The organism is Moritella viscosa (assembly GCF_900120065.1).
Lineage (GTDB): Bacteria > Pseudomonadota > Gammaproteobacteria > Enterobacterales > Moritellaceae > Moritella > Moritella viscosa.
The window spans coordinates 73,723-91,077 of record NZ_FPLG01000105.1 but is presented as its reverse complement, the minus strand read 5'-3'; the positions used below and the strand labels follow the sequence as shown (position 1 = coordinate 91,077).

Below are 17,355 nucleotides of genomic sequence, written 5' to 3'. Positions count from 1 at the left end.
TAACCAAGCATATTATTCAGACAGTTTTAATGCACTTGATACAGCAATCGCTTGCGCGACGGTATTACCTATATTCTCGCTGGTTTTACCATCCGTTAATATGACAGAACCTTCTGCTGCAATCGCTTTGTGTGCCGCTATCGCATCTTGAGCAAGCGTTAAACGTACAGCTTGCTGCCCTTCACTCGTTATTGCTGCTGCACCGATCACATTTAGCGCTGCAGAATCTGCATCCGCGACCAATCGAATTGCTTCAGCTTTACCTGTCGCTTCCAAAATTTGTGACTCTTTACTAGCTTGAGCTGCTAATACCAGCTCTGCTTTTGCAGCTTCAGCATCGAGAACCCTTGCTTGTTTCAAGCCTTCAGCTTTGGTAATAGCTGCGGTTTTAACACCTTCAGCAGTCAGGATCACGGAACGTTTTTCACGCTCTGCCGTCATCTGCTTTTCCATGTCTTCTTTGATAGAAGTGGGAGGCGTAATGTCTTTAATCTCATAACGCGTAACCTGAACACCCCAAGGTTGAGTTGCATCCGTCATTGCAGCCAAAATACTTGCATTAATATTATCGCGATTTTGGAAGCATTGATCGAGTTCCATCGAGCCAATTGCATTACGCATTGTAGTTGTCGCTAACTGAATAACAGCTAATTTATAGTCGGTAATATTATTCGTTGCAGCAGATGCATCAACAACTTTCATAAACAAGATGCCATCAATTTCTAATGAAATATTGTCTTTGGTGATAGCGAGTTGTGAAGATATATCTAATGATTGCTCTTTTAAGTTACGATCCGCAGCAACCCTTTGTACAAACGGAACGATAAAATTAAGACCCGCTTGTAACGTGCCACTATAGCGCCCAAACGTATAAATAACATAACCTCTATTTTGCGGAACAAAGAGTATGCCCCTTTGAATTGTGAATATGACCACAACTGAGATCCAAAGCCAGGGGGTTAATAGTATACCAATTGCAGTTTCCATAAATGTGTATCCTTAGTATTTGATGTTGCTTTGCAACCATTAAATCATTATTGGGTGAAACGAATTCCGATATTGAAATTCAGTGTTGATAATACCTACGTTTCTGTATTGTTTATTTAAACAAACAATACCTTATTGTAACCTTCTCAAATAGTAAAAATACCTATAAATGACAAATAAAGTCTAATTTTATATCTATATTTAGATATTGAATCCATAAATATCATCAAAAATAAGGGTAAGAACACTCGAATTCTTCTATTTTAGCCCTTAACTGATCTGATGTTTAGCGAAATCAGGCCATTTGAGCGTAAACGAACATTTATATATTGAGACCTGACGCTTCGGGCAGTAATATGAACGCTTATTTGAAAGTATGTATTTTTACTGTGTAGGAAATATTATGTCATTTATACGAGGCTGTTTAGCTTTTACCTTTTGGGTTATAAATTTGTTGTTTTGGGCCACACCCATCATTATTTTAAGCCCCATTAAATTACTGCCAATTAAAAATATACAATCAATTTGTTCTTCGCTATTAGTGTGTTGCGCAAGCAGTTGGATACGAGTCAATGTGATAATAGAGCGCCTTATTCACCCTGTGAATATTCATCTACACAGCAAAGGCATCGAACTGTCTGAAAAAGAATGGTATATGGTACTGGCTAATCATCAATCTTGGGTTGATATCCTGATCTTACAGCGCGTATTAAATAAAAAAATACCGTTCTTAAAATTCTTCTTAAAGAAAGAGCTTATCTTTGTGCCTTTCTTAGGTATCGCTTGGTGGGCGTTAGACTTCCCTTTTATGCGCCGTTACAGCACGACACAGCTAAAGAAGAATCCAAAGTTACGTGGTAAAGATATTGAAGTTACACGTAAAGCGTGTGCTAAATTCAAATCAAGTCCTGTGAGTGTAATGAATTTTGTTGAAGGTACTCGCCTGACCACAGAAAAACATAACAAACAAAATTCACCGTTTAAACATCTATTAAAACCTAAAGCAGGTGGATTAGCGTTTGCACTTTCTGCATTAGGCGATCATATTCACAAGATTGTTGATGTCGCGATTTATTATCCAGGTCAAACTCCCACCTTTTGGCAATACCTCTGTGGTGAAGTGAAAAATGTACACGTACATATTCGCGTCTCAGATATTGATGACAAGATGCGCGGCGATTACCAAAAAGACCGAGCATTTAAAATTGGTTTTCAACAACACTTAAATCAACTTTGGATAGAAAAAGACGCCATTCTAGAAACAATGGCACAAAGTGACTCAACAATAACAGACAAAAATAAAGCCGTAGAAATCAATACGACTAGCTAATTCTGTTCGTAATAGGTCAGAAATCTGCCATTTCATAAACGACACAAAGCCGCCTTTTTTTATTCATCGAAATAAATTAGGCGGCTTTTTATTACCCTCTTTTAATTTAAAGTCCATCGTGAACTTTATGAACAAAATAGCCACAACGCCGTTAATTGCCATTATTTACAGTTTCCATCCCGTCACAACGTTACCGATAACACTAGCGTAACATTGCACGTCATTAGCGTTAACCGTTAGACCCATAGCGTTAACTATTCACTATTTACTTTTCAACAAGAAACACAAGGAATGGAAACCATGCTAAAGCAATTTAGAAAACGTGTAGCCTCATCACTTATCGTGGCAAGCGTTGCAACACTCTCATCTGCCGCTTGGGCGGCTGATATAGAAAAACTGCACTTTATTGTCCCTGGTGGTGCAGGCGGTGGCTGGGATATGACAGCTCGAGGTACGGGTGATGTATTAATGAAAGCGGATCTAGTTGAAAAAGTATCTTTTCAAAACCTATCTGGTGGCGGAGGTGGTAAAGCGATTGCTCACATGATTGAAACCGCAGATCGTCAGCAAGATACGCTGATGGTTAACTCAACACCGATTGTGATCCGTTCATTAACAGGGATCTTTCCGCAGTCATTTCGAGATTTAACACCAGTTGCAACGACAATTGCTGACTATGGTGCAATTGTTGTCGCCGCAGACTCTAAATACCAAAATTGGCAACAAGTTGTCGCTGACTTTAAAGAAAACCCACGAAAAGTAAAAATTGCTGGCGGTTCAGCTCGCGGTAGCATGGATCACCTTATTGTAGCAGCAGCTTTTAAAGGCGAAGGTTTTGATGCTCGTAAAGTACGCTATATCGCCTATGACGCAGGCGGTAAAGCCATGGCAGCGGTATTGTCTGGTGAAACGCCATTACTATCAACAGGTTTAGGCGAAGTACTGGAAATGTCGAGAAGTGGTCAAGTACGTATTCTCGCGATTACCGCACCAGAACGTTTAGCCGCAGCGCCAAATGTACCGACTCTTACCGAGATGGGGAACAACACTGTGTTTGCTAACTGGCGTGGTTTCTTTGCTTCACCGGGTGTCAGTGAAGAAAAAGTTGCTCAGTGGAACAAAGTACTAAGTAAAATGTACAAAACCGACGAATGGGCAACGGTTCGCGATCGTAATGGCTGGATTGATAACTATAAAGCAGACAAAGACTTCTATGCATTCTTAGAACAACAAGAACAACAAATGGGCAATTTGATGCGTGAATTAGGCTTCCTAAAATAATCTAATTCATCCCCGCCATACAGCCACAGCAATACATTATGTTTCGCTGTGGCTTTCTTTTAAATTGGAGCCCTCATGCAATCAACCGCTTTATCATTATTAAACCGAGATCGACTGAGTGGATTAATATTTCTGCTTGTCTGTTTAATTTACGGTTACCAAACCACCCAAATTCAGCTTTTTCCTGGCGATGAATATGAAGCCTTTACTGCGCGTACTTTACCCTATTTATTAACAACCGCCGGGATTGTCATGTCGCTGCTACTCATCGTGATGTCACCCGCTGCACCCAGTAATAGAAATGCTTGCGAGCAACAAATCGCAAACGAAAGTCGCTTAGATTGGCGCTTACTCACCTCATTTATTATTTTAATGACCGCATATGGCGTGGGCTTAACTTGGCTCGGATTCGTATTAGCTACCAGCTTATTCTTACTAATTGGATTTTGGCTACTTGGCGAACGTCGAAAAACGGTCTTGCTTGGTGCTTCCTTTCCTTTTGTAACGCTATTTTGGTTACTTCTTACCAAAGTTCTGGATATTTATCTTGAACCTGGTTACCTTTTTTTAAGCTTGTAGGAAGATAATTATGTTAGATGGAATTTTAGCAGGCTTATCCACAGCAATCATGCCAACCAACTTAATGATGGTCATGGTCGGTTGTTTTGTTGGTACTTTTATTGGTATGTTGCCCGGTCTTGGTCCTATTTCAGCAATTGCCCTTATGATCCCGATTACCTATGGTTTAGACCCATCGTCAGGTATGATCTTAATGGCCGGTGTTTATTACGGTGCAATTTTTGGTGGCTCAACCTCATCAATTCTAATCAATGCTCCCGGTTGCTCTTCAACGGTAGTCACCGCATTTGATGGTTACCCAATGGCGAAAAAAGGCCAAGCGGGTAAAGCGCTAGCGCTTGCTGCATATGCCTCATTTACTGGCGGCACCTTATCCGCAATTATGCTATTAATCGCGGCTCCCGCCTTAGCAAAAGTGTCATTAAGTTTTCAATCATCTGATTATTTTTCACTTATGCTCGTAGGTTTGTCTGCCGTAGCCGCCTTTGCCGGTAAAGGCCAGGTGCTAAAAGCCTGGATGATGACTATTTTAGGTTTAATGTTATCAACAGTCGGTATCGATAAAGGGATTGGCGTTGAGCGTTTCACCTTTGGTTTAACTGACCTAATGGATGGTTTTAGTTTCTTATTATTAGCTATGGCAACCTTTGCCCTCGGTGAGATTTTATTCAGTATTTTAAAACCAGACCCTGATACGTCATCAGAAGAGAACTGTGCTTTAGCTGAAATCGGCAGCATGAAAGTGACAAAAGAAGAAATAAAAGAAGTTGCCCCAGTGGCAATTCGATCTTCGATTCTCGGATTTTTTGTCGGGGTATTACCAGGCGCAGGCGCGACGATTGCTGCTTTCTTAAGTTACGGTTTAGAGCGTAATCTAGCACCAAAAGATAAACGCGATGAATTTGGTAAAGGCAGTATCCGTGGTTTAGTGGCGCCAGAATCCGCTAACAATGCCGCATCAAGTGGTTCATTTGTACCGCTATTAACCTTAGGTATTCCAGGTTCTGGAACAACTGCCATTATGCTAGGTGCATTGATATCTTATGGTGTTCAACCTGGTCCACGCTTGTTTGTCGATAACCCTGAAATATTCTGGTCGGTGATCATCTCTATGTACTTCGGTAACGTTGTTTTGATGGTCTTGAATCTACCGCTAATCCCGTATATTTCAAAACTATTAGCCGTGCCAAGAACCGTATTACTGCCGATGATCATTTTCTTCTCAATCACGGGGGTGTATCTGGTTTCATTTAATACTGTTGATGTATTTGTTATGATCATAATAGCAGTAATCGCGATATTTTTAAGGTTAGCGACTTTCCCATTAGCCCCGTTATTACTCGGTTTCATTCTTGGTGGATTAATGGAAGAAAACCTACGCCGTTCATTGATGCTCAGCGATGGTGAGTTAAACTTCTTATGGGAACGCCCTATCACCTTAACGTTCACCGTCATATCAGCGTTAGTACTTGTGACTCCAATACTATTAACGGCATTTAATCGTTATCGTGTTAACAAGGCGAGGTCAGCAGAAGGTAGTCGTTAAATTCGTTTCTAATCGTTCGTTTTTATAAAAGCAGCGCTTGATGCGCTGTTTTTTTCATATAAAGAGTTTTGGCTAAAAAGCTATCGAGCTTGTTTCCGATAGGTTCTTTCTGGACGTCCTACCGTACCATAATTCAAATCAGCCACTAGCTCACCAGTACTAATCAGATGCTCTAAATAACGTCTTGCCGTTGTCCGACTTGCTCCAATAAATACCCCTGCATTATCCGCGGTGATATCTTTATGTTCAGTAAACAAACCACGTACTTTATCCAAAGTCACACTATCAATACCTTTCGGTAATCGGGATGAAACAGAGCTTTTCACACTCACCGAGATCATTGAATCAACGACCCGCTGATCTAAATCATCTAAAATACCAAATTGATTTTTCTGCTTTAAGTACTTATATAATGACTCTTCTAAGCGTGCAAATATAACGGGTTTTAAAATATAATCTACAACGCCACCGCGCATGGCAGCTTGTAGCGTCTCTGCATCACGGTCTGCTGTAATTAGAATCACATCACATTCGTGTTGCTGTTGGCGCAAGTCACGAAGAATATCTAAACCGTTACCATCCGGTAAATAAACATCCAGCAAAATTAAATCTGGAGTTAACACCTCAAGTAAGGTTTCAGCTTCAGTTTTCGTGGTTGCGATACCAATGACACTTAAGCCCTCTATTTTCATCAAATTTCGGCGGTGGATCTCAGCGATACCCACATCATCTTCAATGATTAACACTTTAATCGCATTAGTTGATGTCATTCATAATATCCTTATTCGTATATTTTTTTGGTAAATACACCGTCATTCTTGTTCCTTCATTATCTATACTTTTCATCATTAGCTGCCCATAATATTGACTAATGATTTGATCAACAAGGTGCAGTCCCACGCCTCGGTTACTTTCCGATTTGCTTGATACGCCTTGTTTAATTAATTCTTTTTGTGCGATACCTTCTGGTAAACCACAACCGTTATCTTCCACTTCAATGATAATCTCATTGCCAAAATCAGAAATGCTCACTGATACTTTTCTCTCTGATTTTATCGTATTGCTACTGATACAAGCATCAAAGCCATTATCAATAAAGTTACCTAAAATTGTTACAATATCTTCGGCACGAATATGTTCAGGTAAGGTTAACAGCTGTGACCCTTCATCAATCTCTAATAATAACCCTAGCTCCCTAGCCCTTTCACTTTTACCTAACAATACGCCTGCGATCATAGGTTCGTGAATTGCTTCACGTAAGAATTGAATTAAATGTTGATAGCGTGCGGTTTCTTGTCCTATCAAGTTTAATACTTCTTCATTCTTACCTAAATGAATAAGGCCGCTGATAGTGTTTAATTTATTACTATGTTCATGCGTTTGCGAGCGTAACAAGTCGGAATATTCACGCACCTGTGATAGCTGTTTAGTGAGTTCTGTAATTTCATCTTTAAGACGGAAACTTGATACAGCACCAACAACCCGGTCATCAACAACAAGCACCAACCTATTCGCCACAATAGCTTGGCCTTTAATCATCATCTCAACATTGTATTCGCTGACTTTGCTGGTTAAAATTTCCGTTAGATTGTTATCAGGCAATACTTCATCCATTTTTCGGTGCAATACATCCTTGGCCTTCACTTTAAAAATATCGCATGCACTGCGGTTGATTGAACGTAAATAACCATTCGCATCAATACTCACAACACCTTCTTTGATAGTACTAAGCGTTACTTCTAGCTCCATATATAAGCGACCGAACTCTTCGGGCTCAAAGCCAAATATCGCATTCTGAAATTTCTTTGCCGTAAAATTAGAAATTAATGCATTAGTAAGTACAACCAACACGACCATAAAAAGAAGGAATACGAGGAAGTGCTTGGCTTTATTTTCAATACTTGTGACTAAATAGCCAACAGAGACAACACCTATAATTTCTCCATTGTAAGCCAATATGGGTGTTTTACCGCGTACTGATTTACCTAATGAGCCTTCGGCCAGCGAAATATAAGATAAACCTTGTTTTAAGGCTTTATCATTATCTTCCCCCTGCATTTTATGACCAAGACGATTAGCGACAGGATGAGCATAACGTAAACTGTTTTTATCACCGATCACAATAAACGTAGCATTAATGGATGAGCGTAACAATTCGACTTTTTCTCTGATTAGTTCTGGATTTTTCGCCTCAATAGCTTCAATCACAGAAGGCGATGCAGCTAAAAACTTAGCAATACCGAGTGCTTTTTCTCCACTTTCCTGCTCTTCCCAATGCTTTAAATAAGCAAAGCCTGCAATCGATAAAATCAATAACTTAACAACACCAGACAAGGTCATAACCAGTAATAAGCGATGCCTAAAAGTCAGCTTCTGCCAATTAAACAATACGTTACTTTTCGTTAATGCAATCATACAAGCAAAGCCGATGGTAAAAAGAATACAATTATAACATTGATCCGTATTTATATACTCGAAATTGGAGTAAACCACTCGTTCACGAAAAAACAATTAACATTACGGTAACCTTAGTTTTCTTTCAACTGCGTATAAACGACTAATACCTAAATAAAGGAAATGCTAACTAAATTAAGCGTATTTACACTACTTTAACGTTTTAGCCACAATTAGTAATCAATTTGAGGTATCATGATAGTATAGACAATAGTGCATAAAAAATGCCTATTAAATACTAAAGTTAAGGATAAATAAGTAATGAATAAAAGAAACACTCAAGTCGTAAATGAAGAAGTCTCATTTGATGTACAAGATGAATTAGTTTCTACCACGGATACCCGAGGTGTCATTACTTATGCTAATCCCACCTTTTGCCAAGTCGCTGGTTTTGAACTCGATGAATTAGTCGGTCAAAACCACAACGTTGTTCGTCATCCTGATATGCCAGCCGCTGCATTCAAAGATCTTTGGACGAATTTACAAGCCGGAAAACCTTGGCGTGGCGCAGTTAAAAACCGCTGCAAAGATGGTCGCTATTATTGGGTTGATGCCTTTGTAACACCAATTCACGAGCAAGGTAAATTAGTTGGTTATCAGTCTGTACGTAAAAAACTAGCGCACAAAGATAAGCTTACCGCCGAACACACTTACAAAAAAATTAATAACGGAAAAAGTTTATTCCAGTGGTATCAGCGTCCACTCTTAAAACCCTTGGCTTTCTTCATTATCAGTACATTGATCGTGTACATCAGTCAAAATATGCCTTACTTCAGTATTTTATTACCACTGCTACCCTTTATTATTTTCTATAATGAATTGATTACAGTGCCACGCTATTTTACTTCTTTGAAACAAAATTATGACAGTGTTTCTCGTTATATATTCTCAGGGTTAAAACCACAGGGTGTGGTTGATTTCCAATTAAAAATGGAAGAAGGTAAGATTCAGACTATTTTAGGTCGTATTGTTGATAGTAGTCGATCACTTGAAACGGGAGCTGATAACCTAACCACTGCAGCTAACAGAGCAAAAGAAGGTGTTGAACAAGAAACACTTGAATTGCATCAGGTCGCAACCGCCGTCACTGAAATGTCATCCACGATTGCAGAAGTGTCTCAAAATACTCTATTAACCTCGAAAAAAGTACAACTTGCCCATAATGATTGTGAAAGTGTAACAAAGGCGATGTCAGACACCATGAGCCAAATTGGCAAACTCGCAAATGATGTATCAGAATCCGCTACATCTGCTAATATGCTGTCAGAAGAAGCCAAAAAAATTAGCAGCATCATGTTAGAAATTCGAGGGATTGCCGACCAAACAAATCTACTTGCATTAAATGCAGCAATTGAGGCTGCGCGCGCTGGTGAACATGGCCGTGGTTTTTCTGTTGTAGCCGATGAGGTAAGAGCATTATCAACACGCAGCCATAATGCCACTGAGCAAATCCAAACCTCAATTAACGAGATTCAACAAACGCTTGAGCAATGGTCAATAACGATGCAGCAAGGCAAAGAGTCTGCCGAGTTATGTGTTGATGAATCTAAACGTACACAAGTGATGATGCAGAATGTCTATGGTGCTATCACTGATATTTCAGACTTGGCAATACAAATATCGAGTGCATCAGAAGAGCAGAATATGGTGTCACAAGAAATCAGTCGAAATATTGTCAATATCAGTGATGCTTCACAGCATAACCTACAACAAACAGAGTTAGTTGAACGTGAGGCATCCGATATTAACAATAACTCTAAATCACTGGCTGCGTTAGGCTCAACCTTTTAAGCTGATTAAGGTCTGTTGCAATGGCTTTTACCGTATAGATTTGAAAAAGGCTGTGCGGTAAAGCCGTGAGCAAAAATGCTCATAAGGATCGTAAGAGTTACAACAGCGTAAACAACATCAAAACCACCAATATCACCGACGTTATGCGCCACAATCAACACGTATAAAATAGAAGCAATTCCACGCGGTCCAAACCAAGCAATAAACACACGGCTTGCAAAATCCAAATTTGTACCAATTAATGAAATCATCACAGGCAACATACGTAATACAGTCAAGCTCAATAATGCATAGATAACCACATTCACGCTAATATCATGTAATGTTAATGGCACAAACGCTAAACCAAACAAAAAGAAGCTAATAAGAATAAATAACTCCCCTTCGCTTTCTGCAAACTCTGCAATATGCGCTCGCGCTTGTTTACTGGTATTGCCAATATATAACCCCGCAAAAAAAGCAGCAATAAAACCATTACCTAATAATGCTTCGGCAAGATAAAACCCGAGAATAGCGAGGGCTATCGGAATCAGGTTTTGATAGCTTTCTTCAATCCAGTTATGCGCAATTGCTTTGTTCAATAATTTAGCACCAAGATAACCAACCATACCGCCAACCAGCATGCCAAAAACGATTTGTTCAGCTACATACCAAATCCAGTTATAATCATCAGCTTTACTTAATCCACTGGTTATCAGTGCTACCACGGTTAGTACAACAGGGAAAACAATACCGTCATTTAAACCACTTTCAACATTGATACTCGAACGGATCATGTTAGGTACTTTCGGATCTGAGACCACCGCTTTTCCTAAGGCCGCATCCGTAGGTGTAAGCAGTAACGCCAATAGGATCATATAAATAATTGCTTGGTCAGGAAACAGCCATACTGCTGCTGCAGTACCTGCGAAAATCGTTAAAGGTAGAGCAATAAAGAGTAGTCGTGCTGGTATATGCCATGAACGTCGCAGCAACTTTAGATCTAACAATGCCGCATCACTAAACAACACGAGTACTAATGTGATTTCCACCAACACAGTAACAAATTCGGCATCCACTTCAACAGCAGTAATACCTAATCCAAATGGCGAGCAAATAAGCCCCAATACGGTGAATACCATAGGGCCTGATATATCAAATTGGGCGAATTTTTTGGATATAAAACCATAGAACAATACGATTAAGGCAATAATCAAAATAACGACATGTTCATCCATGACTAAAACTCCGAACTAAAGTGAATTGATTTCTTTGACCATCGCGATCACTTGTTGATACGTTTTAGCATTTAGCTTTGCAGAGCAGCAATAATTTTCAATCACCGCATGCTTACGAATCAATTCGACAAACTCAGACACCAATATTCGACAGTCTAAAGAAACAAACATGTCTGTATTCAAAGGAGATGACGCGACAGGAAGTGAAAATAAAGCACCACTCGCATCGATTAACCTATCTTCTGATTCATAGTGAGGCAGGCATAAACCAGGATCATTTTTCCACTCAGTTAACGACTCAACATAAATAAGTTCATCTTCACTGTGATATTTTATCACTGCAGGCCACTTTACCATTTGAGTACTCCTATCATTTACTATTAGCCCACTGTAGCAGCTTGTTATTAATGTTTCAGTTATAAAATTCAAATACTTAAGCTTAGCATTCACACTAGCAAAACGAATATCACCTTTAATCATACTTATGTGCATTAAACTGAGTATAATGGCCTATCATTTACTTGTATATTATACAAATGTGGAAACAACCCAGTTACGAGCAAAGAATAATTTTCGCACCACCATCGATGCTATTTTAGATAATATCCATAAGCATGGTTATGCTGTTATCGAAGATGCACTTCCAGAAGGCATTATTGAAAAGTTACTGACTGATTGCCTTGAAAACCAACCTGAATTTAAAGCCGCTGGCATTGGTCGTCAGCAAGACTCACAATTAAACACTCAGATACGCAAAGATAAAACCTTGTGGTTAACGGGTGAAAGTCCTGCTCAAGCTGATTTTATGGCGCTAATGAGCGACCTTAGGTTGGAAGTTAATCGTAACTTTTTCTTAGGCTTATTTGATTATGAATGTCATTACGCGAAATATGAAATTGGTGATTTTTATAAAAAACACCTAGATGCGTTTAAAGGTAAATCAAACCGCGTCTTTACCACGGTCTGTTACCTGAACACCCCCGGTGTTGGTGGTGAATTACTCATCTATGCACAAGATTCAAATGATGTGATCGTACGCATTGCGCCCAAAACAGGGACCTTGGTAGTATTTGAAAGTGAACGTTTTCCGCATGAAGTACTTGCAGCTAAATCAACACGTTATTCAATTGCTGGTTGGTTTAGAATGAACAATTCAATTGCAGGCACGATAGACCCAACGTCATAACAACAAAAAGACGAGTCATATTACTATCACTCGTCTTTAATAATCGATAGCAAGTAATAAACAACTAAGGCTGAGTTTTTTGGCGCAGTGTCGTCACCACTTCGCCACCTATACCCCAGTTATCGGTATTCACTTCGTCAATCACCACAACGGTCGTTTTCGGTTTTTTCCCCAATACGTCCACCAGCAATTGTGTCGCACCTGCGATTAACTGTGCTTTTTGCTCTTTCGTTACTTGCTCATCGGTGATTTTGATATTGATATACGGCATTTAACAACTCCTTTGATGATAACGGTCAGAATTCCATAATCTAACCTTGAAATAACAGACTTAATTTATGCGTGTTCACTCTTGGCGTAAGTTAGTTTTTTATTAGCAAAGTGCTTTTTATTAACAAAAAACTGGGTATTAGCAAACCAGACACCAATACTCACCGCAGTCATCGCGATGATTAAACCTATTTTAACAGGTTCATCAAATACAAATAACGCACTCACACCGGCAATAACCGGTACCATCGCCATCATAGTGCCCATGTTCGCCGCACCAATAATCTGCACAGCGCGAACATATAACAGCATCTGAACTATGGTCGCGAGAAAACCTTGATAAAAGCTTTGCAGTAAGATGTCCCCCCACAATTCTGACATTCCTAAACTGATATTTTTGGGTAACCAAAGCAAGTAAACCGGCATATAAATAGTACAAGTTATAATGGCTAAACTCGCGGTTGCTTGCCATGGTGTGATCTGCCAACGGCTCAGTAATACTGAAAATATGCCCCAACAAAACGCAGCTCCCGCCAAACTTAAATGACTAATCGATAATGCTCCCAGCACTAAAAACTCTTGTAAAAATAGCACCGCGATACCCGATGTAATCACCGCGACACCAAACCACTTACTCCAAACGTGCCTTTGTTTGTTAACCACAACCGACAAAACAATAATCATCACAGGGATCAAGCCAGGCAGCAGTACCGCTGACTGTGAACCAGGAGTCGTTTCAAATCCTTGAAAGGCAAATAACGCATATCCTAGACCACCAAACAGGCTACAAACAATGAACTTAGGTTGCCATAACTTGAACCGAAATTTAAACCACCAAATAGGGAGAACTAAAGCTGCACAAGTTGCATAACGAATGGCAATAACATCATAAGACAATAAGGGGCTAATCCCACCCATACGAGACACTAAAATAAACCCAGACCAAATAAGCACGGCCCCAAATGCAGCCAAGTAACCTTGACGTGTTGAATTATTCATAATTTATTCCTAACTAAGCTTATGAATTAGAGTATAAAAGCAATATACTGTTATTAATAATGAATTATTATGAATCTATCTTTCTCATTTGAAGAAGGTAATGCGGTGTAACGTGGAGATATAAACAATGGAATTGTCTGACCTTACTATTTTTTGTGCTGTCGTCGAAATGGGCGGGATAAGTCCTGCAGCACATGCATTAAATCGTGTACCTTCAAATATTACATCACGAGTCAAAAAATTAGAAGCCGAATTAAATACCGCTCTATTCATTCGAGAAAAGAACCGGTTAAGACCCTCACCCACTGGTGAACAATTTTTTACTCATGCTAAAGAAATTCTAGCCATGGCTGAGTCGGCGATATTAAAAATCAATAATACGACACCATCTGGAAGACTACGCTTAGGCAGTATCGAAGCTGTCGCGGCATCACGCCTATCTAACGTATTATTGGATTTTCATCAGACCTACACTGAAGTCGAGTTAGAAGTAACCACCAGCCCCACAGGTACACTCATCGAACAAGTTATTGATGGCCAACTAGACTTAGCACTCGTGTCTGATCCCCCCCAAGATCAACGACTACAAATAACACCAATATTTAGCGAGACCCTAGTACTGGTTTCGAGTTTGCTTAATGAAGATATTAACTCCCCCTTAGACTTAGGCCATAATCCCACATTACTGGGTTTCTCAACACAATGCGTCTATCGTACACGTTTAGTTGACTGGGTAAAACAAGCAGATATACTCCCCAAAATTGTGGAAATAAACTCCTATACGGCACTATTAAACTGCGTAACAGCGGGTATGGGGGTTGGTTTTGTGCCAGAAAAATTATTGACTGTATATCCATTTAAAGAAGGTATTAAAACACACCCTTTACCAACAATGATAGGCTCTACAACGACTAACTTAATTTGGCGTAAGGACTCAGTGAAATCAAGTATGGAAGCATTTAAGAGCACATTAATAGCAACATCAAATATCTAGTTTAACACTAAGTTTCAGTTGCTTATAAGCATCCGACCAGCCACTTAAACATGATAAATTATTTGATTACTTTATACTGCAATGAAATACTGTATTTTTCATACTTCAACAAGGACAATCAATGAGCCTGCTGCTTATATCTTTACTTATCATTATCTGCCTATTATTACGTTTTTTTAACTTTCATCGCACCAAATCAATCGTATTATGCTGCATAATTTTACTTACAGCACTTATCAGTATCGGGGTCGTCCCTAAATATTTATTGGATAAATTACAGCAAGATTATGTAGCGAAACCCCCGATTCATTGGCAGGAAAATAACGCTATTATCTTACTTGGCGCAGGTCTAGAAAAGGTTGGCAATAATATTGAGCCGCCTTTCCATTCTTTTGGGCGGATCTACGAAACGGCAAGACTTTACAATGAATGTGTTGACAGTGCTCAACAATGTAAAATCATTGTAAGTGGTGGTGATACTAAAAATCTAGGTGATACAGAAGCCGCCGTTTATAAAGAACGCTTAGTTTCTATTGGTATTAATGCCGTTGATATAATCACCGAACCAAAGAGTCTTAACACATGGCAGAATGCACAATTCACCAGTGAAATACTCAGCAAAGGCGATTTCGACTACAGCGTTTTAGTCTCATCTGGATTACACATCAAACGTAGCCAATTGTATTTTGAACATTTTGGTGTACGTGCAACCCCAATCAGAGCCGATTATATGTCAGCAAACATATCATTCATCCCACTTGGGTATAACTTTGCACTGACTGATTTTGCATTACACGAATGGATTGGGTTTTGGCGATATGATATCTACAACATGATTGGCGCAAACCAAAAGCGCACTAATGCGGGTGACGCCTAGCTAGTAGTCTAACGTTAAAGTAGAAACTTAGCACAAAAGTAATAACGAAGGTAACGAGTAAAAATTAAATGATGCGAGTTACCTTCGTATATTGATTATATTAACTATCGGCAAGAGGACGTGTTGGAATTTTTAACTCAGTCCAAACATGGTGAGCAAAACCTGCCCCCGCTTCTTGATACATGTTATAAACAGGATTAACGCCAAGCGCTCTCAGCTCATCTTCATCACTCTTAAAATGTGCTAGCGCAGCAACTTGGAAACTACAACGATCCATTTTATGTAACTGCTCTGCAGCATAATGATTACCGTGATGATCGGGCATCGCTAATAACACCAATTTAATGTTATCGGTCATTTCCAATTTATTCCAAAAATCAGTATCAAGCGCATCGGCAGTGATCACGCGTCGACCAAGTTCACAATGATCTAAGGTCTTTTGGTTATTATAATCAAGACCCAATACCTTATCACCATATTGAGATTTCAATTCATCATACGCACCAGCACCAATTCGGCCCATACCCATCACTAATATTTCGGCATCGCCAAGCGAAACAGGACGATCATCAATGTGTAAATTCGAGGCTTGGAAACGCGCTAATTTATCCGTAAAGCGGTTATAAATATCATCCGCATATTTATTAAGTAACGAAGCAATAACAAAACTGATTGATACTGCAAGTGCAGTAATAATCAACCAGTCTTGTGATAACCAACCTTTATAAGTCGCCAATGCAGCCACAATCAAACCAAACTCACTGTAATTTGCCAACGAAAACGCCGCAAATAATGACGTACGAGCGCGTAGTTTAAATTTCGCCAACGTAAGGAAATATAAGGCTATTTTACCAAACAGTAAGACAGCTAAAATCCCCGCCACGAACAAGTGGTCAATAGTTGGCAGCCCACCTAAACCAATACTGAGAAAGAAACAAACAAGCAGCATCTCTTTCATGTTAAACAAAGACTTTGCCATCTGTTTCGCACTGACGTGACCTGCTAATAACATACCGGCAATCAAGGCCCCCAAATCAGCTTTCATACCTACCGATTCAAACAACCCAGCGCCAAGCACAAGCGAAAGGAAAATACCGTACAAAACCAAGAGTTCACCGTGACCAACTCTGTCTAATAATTTAAACAATAATGGCCTAATTAACGGTAATGCTAATAAAATAACAGCAAATAACGACGGGATCTTACCGACTGAGACTGTTAAAAATACCACGGCAAAGATATCTTGCATGATCAGAATACCAATCGCGATACGGCCATATAACGAGTTTGTTTCACTCTTTTCTTCTAGGATTTTCACTGCAAATACAGTACTTGAGAAACTTAATGCAAAAGCGACAAGCATTAGTGAAAAGCTATCTAGGTTAGTAAAAAAAGTTAACCCTATTTGTTTTAAGATAAATAAAACGACTGCATAAAAAGCAATACTGGCAAAAATATGTACACTTGCCCCACCCCATACTTCGGCTTTAAACAAAGTACGTATATCTAACTTTAAACCAATCGAGAACAAGAGCAAGGTAACACCGAGATCTGCAAATGTTTGCAAACCTTGAGTCGCTTCAAAACCGTAAAAATTAAGCGTAAAACCCGCCAATAGGAAACCGACCATAGGTGGTAATCCCGCTAGATTAACAAGCATGCCAAAACTAAATGCAGTGGCGATAAAAAGTAAAAGAGTAGTATCCATTAACGAGACCTATATAAGGTGGACGAAACGCCTATACTCTCGACATGATAACCGTGAGCATGATTAGCGATAATATTTATTGGTTGAATTAAAGCAGTAAATTAGTTTGCTAATTTTAAGATAATTAGTGACATAG

The 17,355-nt window shown here is 39.4% G+C and carries 16 protein-coding genes; 8 read left to right on the top strand and 8 right to left on the bottom strand.

The window, feature by feature from the left end:
• Positions 1 to 12: 12 nt before the first annotated feature.
• On the bottom strand, positions 13 to 987 hold the full coding sequence (locus tag BT797_RS16760) for an SPFH domain-containing protein (protein WP_075472862.1): 975 nt from the start codon (positions 985 to 987) through the stop codon (positions 13 to 15).
• A 403-nt stretch (positions 988 to 1,390) separates the two neighbouring features.
• Between BT797_RS16760 and BT797_RS16755 the strand changes: the two genes are divergently transcribed.
• The 4 genes from BT797_RS16755 to BT797_RS16740 all read left to right on the top strand — a co-directional run bounded on the left by BT797_RS16755 (position 1,391) and on the right by BT797_RS16740 (position 5,723).
• Positions 1,391 to 2,317, top strand: a complete 927-nt coding sequence (locus tag BT797_RS16755; protein ID WP_045110974.1) for an acyltransferase — start codon at positions 1,391 to 1,393, stop codon at positions 2,315 to 2,317.
• Positions 2,318 to 2,617: 300 nt separating this feature from the next.
• Positions 2,618 to 3,598 carry a tripartite tricarboxylate transporter substrate binding protein gene (locus BT797_RS16750; protein WP_045110975.1) on the top strand — a complete coding sequence of 327 codons (981 nt, stop codon included), beginning with the start codon at positions 2,618 to 2,620 and terminating at the stop codon, positions 3,596 to 3,598.
• 75 nt (positions 3,599 to 3,673) lie between these two features.
• Positions 3,674 to 4,177 (top strand): tripartite tricarboxylate transporter TctB family protein, encoded by a 504-nt coding sequence (locus tag BT797_RS16745; RefSeq protein WP_045110976.1) that lies wholly within the window; start codon positions 3,674 to 3,676, stop codon positions 4,175 to 4,177.
• A 10-nt stretch (positions 4,178 to 4,187) separates the two neighbouring features.
• Entirely contained in the window at positions 4,188 to 5,723 is a 1,536-nt protein-coding gene (locus tag BT797_RS16740) for a tripartite tricarboxylate transporter permease (RefSeq protein ID WP_045110977.1), read from the top strand.
• Positions 5,724 to 5,803: 80 nt separating this feature from the next.
• Here BT797_RS16740 and BT797_RS16735 read toward each other — a convergent pair whose 3' ends face one another.
• A complete protein-coding gene (locus BT797_RS16735) occupies positions 5,804 to 6,493 on the bottom strand; it encodes a response regulator (RefSeq protein WP_045110978.1) in 690 nt (229 codons plus the stop codon).
• The gene (locus BT797_RS16730) at positions 6,480 to 8,138 is read right to left on the bottom strand and encodes an ATP-binding protein (RefSeq protein ID WP_244534213.1); all 1,659 of its coding nucleotides are present in this window, start codon (positions 8,136 to 8,138) and stop codon (positions 6,480 to 6,482) included. The genes BT797_RS16735 and BT797_RS16730 overlap by 14 nt, the downstream gene beginning before the upstream one ends.
• A 300-nt stretch (positions 8,139 to 8,438) precedes the next feature.
• On the opposite strand from BT797_RS16730, the gene BT797_RS16725 reads away from it, so the two are divergent.
• Positions 8,439 to 9,968 carry a methyl-accepting chemotaxis protein gene (locus BT797_RS16725; RefSeq protein WP_045110979.1) on the top strand — a complete coding sequence of 510 codons (1,530 nt, stop codon included), beginning with the start codon at positions 8,439 to 8,441 and terminating at the stop codon, positions 9,966 to 9,968.
• A 5-nt stretch (positions 9,969 to 9,973) separates the two neighbouring features.
• On the opposite strand, the gene BT797_RS16720 is transcribed toward BT797_RS16725, so the two are convergent.
• Together BT797_RS16720 and BT797_RS16715 are read right to left on the bottom strand one after the other, a co-directional pair.
• Positions 9,974 to 11,185: a cation:proton antiporter gene (locus BT797_RS16720; RefSeq protein ID WP_045110980.1), complete on the bottom strand. Its 1,212-nt coding sequence runs from the start codon at positions 11,183 to 11,185 to the stop codon at positions 9,974 to 9,976.
• Positions 11,186 to 11,200: 15 nt separating this feature from the next.
• Positions 11,201 to 11,542 (bottom strand): DUF4144 family protein, encoded by a 342-nt coding sequence (locus tag BT797_RS16715; RefSeq protein WP_045110981.1) that lies wholly within the window; start codon positions 11,540 to 11,542, stop codon positions 11,201 to 11,203.
• A 148-nt stretch (positions 11,543 to 11,690) separates the two neighbouring features.
• Between BT797_RS16715 and BT797_RS16710 the strand changes: the two genes are divergently transcribed.
• Positions 11,691 to 12,371 (top strand): 2OG-Fe(II) oxygenase, encoded by a 681-nt coding sequence (locus BT797_RS16710; protein WP_075472860.1) that lies wholly within the window; start codon positions 11,691 to 11,693, stop codon positions 12,369 to 12,371.
• A 64-nt stretch (positions 12,372 to 12,435) separates the two neighbouring features.
• Here the strand turns inward: BT797_RS16710 and BT797_RS16705 are convergent, their stop codons facing one another.
• Complete coding sequence (locus BT797_RS16705; RefSeq protein WP_075472858.1) at positions 12,436 to 12,642, bottom strand: tautomerase family protein; 207 nt, start codon at positions 12,640 to 12,642, stop codon at positions 12,436 to 12,438.
• Between the two features lie 65 nt (positions 12,643 to 12,707).
• Positions 12,708 to 13,640, bottom strand: coding sequence for a DMT family transporter (locus BT797_RS16700; RefSeq protein ID WP_075472856.1), 933 nt, complete (start codon positions 13,638 to 13,640; stop codon positions 12,708 to 12,710).
• A gap of 127 nt (positions 13,641 to 13,767) precedes the next feature.
• On the opposite strand from BT797_RS16700, the gene BT797_RS16695 reads away from it, so the two are divergent.
• Positions 13,768 to 14,634 carry a LysR family transcriptional regulator gene (locus BT797_RS16695; protein WP_045110984.1) on the top strand — a complete coding sequence of 289 codons (867 nt, stop codon included), beginning with the start codon at positions 13,768 to 13,770 and terminating at the stop codon, positions 14,632 to 14,634.
• A gap of 121 nt (positions 14,635 to 14,755) precedes the next feature.
• The gene (locus BT797_RS16690; protein WP_045110985.1) at positions 14,756 to 15,511 is read left to right on the top strand and encodes a YdcF family protein; all 756 of its coding nucleotides are present in this window, start codon (positions 14,756 to 14,758) and stop codon (positions 15,509 to 15,511) included.
• 100 nt (positions 15,512 to 15,611) lie between these two features.
• Here the strand turns inward: BT797_RS16690 and BT797_RS16685 are convergent, their stop codons facing one another.
• Positions 15,612 to 17,219 carry a cation:proton antiporter domain-containing protein gene (locus tag BT797_RS16685; protein WP_075472854.1) on the bottom strand — a complete coding sequence of 536 codons (1,608 nt, stop codon included), beginning with the start codon at positions 17,217 to 17,219 and terminating at the stop codon, positions 15,612 to 15,614.
• Positions 17,220 to 17,355: the final 136 nt, after the last annotated feature.

What these genes read in the sequence shown, in the direction of transcription:
- BT797_RS16705 (WP_075472858.1), bottom strand. Translation starts at nt 12,642, where the DNA reads ATGCCGTATATCAATATCAAAATCACCGATGAGCAAGTAACGAAAGAG.
- BT797_RS16685 (WP_075472854.1), bottom strand. Translation starts at nt 17,219, where the DNA reads ATGGATACTACTCTTTTACTTTTTATCGCCACTGCATTTAGTTTTGGC.
- BT797_RS16740 (WP_045110977.1), top strand. Translation starts at nt 4,188, where the DNA reads ATGTTAGATGGAATTTTAGCAGGCTTATCCACAGCAATCATGCCAACC.
- BT797_RS16695 (WP_045110984.1), top strand. Translation starts at nt 13,768, where the DNA reads ATGGAATTGTCTGACCTTACTATTTTTTGTGCTGTCGTCGAAATGGGC.
- BT797_RS16720 (WP_045110980.1), bottom strand. Translation starts at nt 11,185, where the DNA reads ATGGATGAACATGTCGTTATTTTGATTATTGCCTTAATCGTATTGTTC.
- BT797_RS16715 (WP_045110981.1), bottom strand. Translation starts at nt 11,542, where the DNA reads ATGGTAAAGTGGCCTGCAGTGATAAAATATCACAGTGAAGATGAACTT.
- BT797_RS16750 (WP_045110975.1), top strand. Translation starts at nt 2,618, where the DNA reads ATGCTAAAGCAATTTAGAAAACGTGTAGCCTCATCACTTATCGTGGCA.
- BT797_RS16760 (WP_075472862.1), bottom strand. Translation starts at nt 987, where the DNA reads ATGGAAACTGCAATTGGTATACTATTAACCCCCTGGCTTTGGATCTCA.
- BT797_RS16690 (WP_045110985.1), top strand. Translation starts at nt 14,756, where the DNA reads ATGAGCCTGCTGCTTATATCTTTACTTATCATTATCTGCCTATTATTA.
- BT797_RS16700 (WP_075472856.1), bottom strand. Translation starts at nt 13,640, where the DNA reads ATGAATAATTCAACACGTCAAGGTTACTTGGCTGCATTTGGGGCCGTG.
- BT797_RS16710 (WP_075472860.1), top strand. Translation starts at nt 11,691, where the DNA reads ATGGCCTATCATTTACTTGTATATTATACAAATGTGGAAACAACCCAG.
- BT797_RS16755 (WP_045110974.1), top strand. Translation starts at nt 1,391, where the DNA reads ATGTCATTTATACGAGGCTGTTTAGCTTTTACCTTTTGGGTTATAAAT.
- BT797_RS16735 (WP_045110978.1), bottom strand. Translation starts at nt 6,493, where the DNA reads ATGACATCAACTAATGCGATTAAAGTGTTAATCATTGAAGATGATGTG.
- BT797_RS16725 (WP_045110979.1), top strand. Translation starts at nt 8,439, where the DNA reads ATGAATAAAAGAAACACTCAAGTCGTAAATGAAGAAGTCTCATTTGAT.
- BT797_RS16730 (WP_244534213.1), bottom strand. Translation starts at nt 8,138, where the DNA reads ATGATTGCATTAACGAAAAGTAACGTATTGTTTAATTGGCAGAAGCTG.
- BT797_RS16745 (WP_045110976.1), top strand. Translation starts at nt 3,674, where the DNA reads ATGCAATCAACCGCTTTATCATTATTAAACCGAGATCGACTGAGTGGA.